Raw genomic sequence first — 1,615 nt, 5'->3', positions numbered from 1 at the left:
GAGGGATACCCTACCGTTGCTACGCCAGATTGATGACACAGCGCCTGACCCGGAACTACTAAAGATTTGGGCGCGGGGCTGCAGGATCGATCCTGCGCGCCTCGAACGCCTTTCATTGAAATTTAGGCACCACAACCGGCCGCGCGATTGGATTTCGAGTGCGAGAGGGGGAGGTGTATCCGTATGTTTTGCCTGCTTTGATGCGGATGTCGCGGTGGGGCGGGACGCCTATATTCGGGCTGATTGGAGGTTGGTTGAACGGGTTGTTTGCCCGGTTCACAAAGAGATGCTGCGGGACCGCTGCCTTGAATGCGGTGCCCACCTGCGGACTTCGTTCAGGTTGCGCACGGGTCTGCTTCGGGTGTTCTGCGCCAAATGCGAGTGTCTTCTCACAGGCAGGGGAGGGGCGCGGGCGGATCGTGCAGACACGGCATTTACAGAGGGCACTCTAACGTTTCAGCGGCAGGTCGAGCGGATCATCAATGGTGATAAGGGTCACCTGGCTCTCTTGGAGCGGACAATACGCGCGCTATGGGCACCGCTTGATCGGGCGGGTGCTGCGCGTCCTGTCTTGGCGCTTTGGTTCGATCAAGAGGGATGGAACTGTCCTTTCGAGGCCCGAGCCGCCGTAGGCGCGCCGGCCCCGCTCCAGCATCTTTCCGTACGATGGCGTGTCTTGACGCTGGTTATCCTTGGCGATCTCTTTGGAGAACGGATGGTTCCAATGGCGACAATGCCTGAGGCGGCCGCGCGGTTGTTCAGACGTGCCGCGCCGATCCCGCGGGCACCCTACGGGCGCAGGGCAGCAATCAGCAAGGGAGAGGACCCGATCGACATCGTCACAAGACGAGTCCAGCGATTGAGCAAGAGCCCAGTCCCCCGATGGAATGGAAACTTCGAGGACGAGAGGGCTGATTTTGGGCGAGTCCGGCCATGAAACTAAAGCGACAATTGAACTGCTTCCCAGCATAATCCTTGATGTCCGATAATGCAAACTTATTGGACATAAGTAGATCGCGCAAGGCGGGGCGGTTTTTTTCTAATTCTGTGGTAGAAAGCGCCGTGGTGATATAGGCTTCACGCATGACATTCGCCCGACCGGACCCCATCAGCGACCTTGAAACACTACCCCGGATGCCCTCGTGGGTCACCTCCGCGCGTGCTGAAACCCTTGAAGATGTTACGTTTTTGTCGGGTGCGGCACTCAACCACCTGCATGTTGTGTTAGGACGCGCAGAGGTGCCCCAAGCCTTGTTGCGGGAGCGGATGGCGCTGCGCGCGGCGGAGGTTTGCGTTGGGTTTTCGGGTCGGCCGGAGCGGGCAGGGGAGTTGCGCGACGCGGCGCATCTGTTGCGTCCGGGCGATCTGCCTGGACCGGCGGGGGAAATCTTCCTGGCCTGGCGGCGTGCGGTGGAGCGACCGGTGTCGCTCAAGGCGCTGTGCCGAGCCGAGCCGACCCTCGAGCAGGCCGCGATCGCAGCATGGCTCGATGCGGGGCAGGGCGCACCGGTAGCCCGTGCCGCGATGGTGCTGGAGACGGTCCTGACGGAAGCGCCGCGCGCTGACGTGCCGGCGTTTATCCTTGCCGACGCGGCCCTCGCCCAAGCGCTTGGCT

Annotated in this window: 2 protein-coding genes; one reads left to right on the top strand and one right to left on the bottom strand. The window is 61.6% G+C overall.

The window, feature by feature from the left end:
* Positions 1–839: 839 nt before the first annotated feature.
* The gene (locus tag A3764_RS24805; RefSeq protein ID WP_150122264.1) at positions 840–1,085 is read right to left on the bottom strand and encodes a hypothetical protein; all 246 of its coding nucleotides are present in this window, start codon (positions 1,083–1,085) and stop codon (positions 840–842) included.
* Here A3764_RS24805 and A3764_RS17265 point away from each other — a divergent pair.
* Positions 1,084–1,615, top strand: a 532-nt coding sequence (locus A3764_RS17265; protein ID WP_150122263.1) for a DUF1403 family protein, incomplete at its 3' end; no start/stop codon positions are given. The genes A3764_RS24805 and A3764_RS17265 overlap by 2 nt on opposite strands.

It is taken from the genome of Sulfitobacter sp. HI0129, assembly GCF_001635395.1.
Taxonomy (GTDB): domain Bacteria; phylum Pseudomonadota; class Alphaproteobacteria; order Rhodobacterales; family Rhodobacteraceae; genus Sulfitobacter.
The sequence above is the reverse complement of the archived record's forward strand: the minus strand, read 5'-3'. Positions and strand labels throughout refer to the sequence as shown.

What these genes read in the sequence shown, in the direction of transcription:
- A3764_RS24805 (WP_150122264.1), bottom strand. Translation starts at nt 1,085, where the DNA reads ATGCGTGAAGCCTATATCACCACGGCGCTTTCTACCACAGAATTAGAA.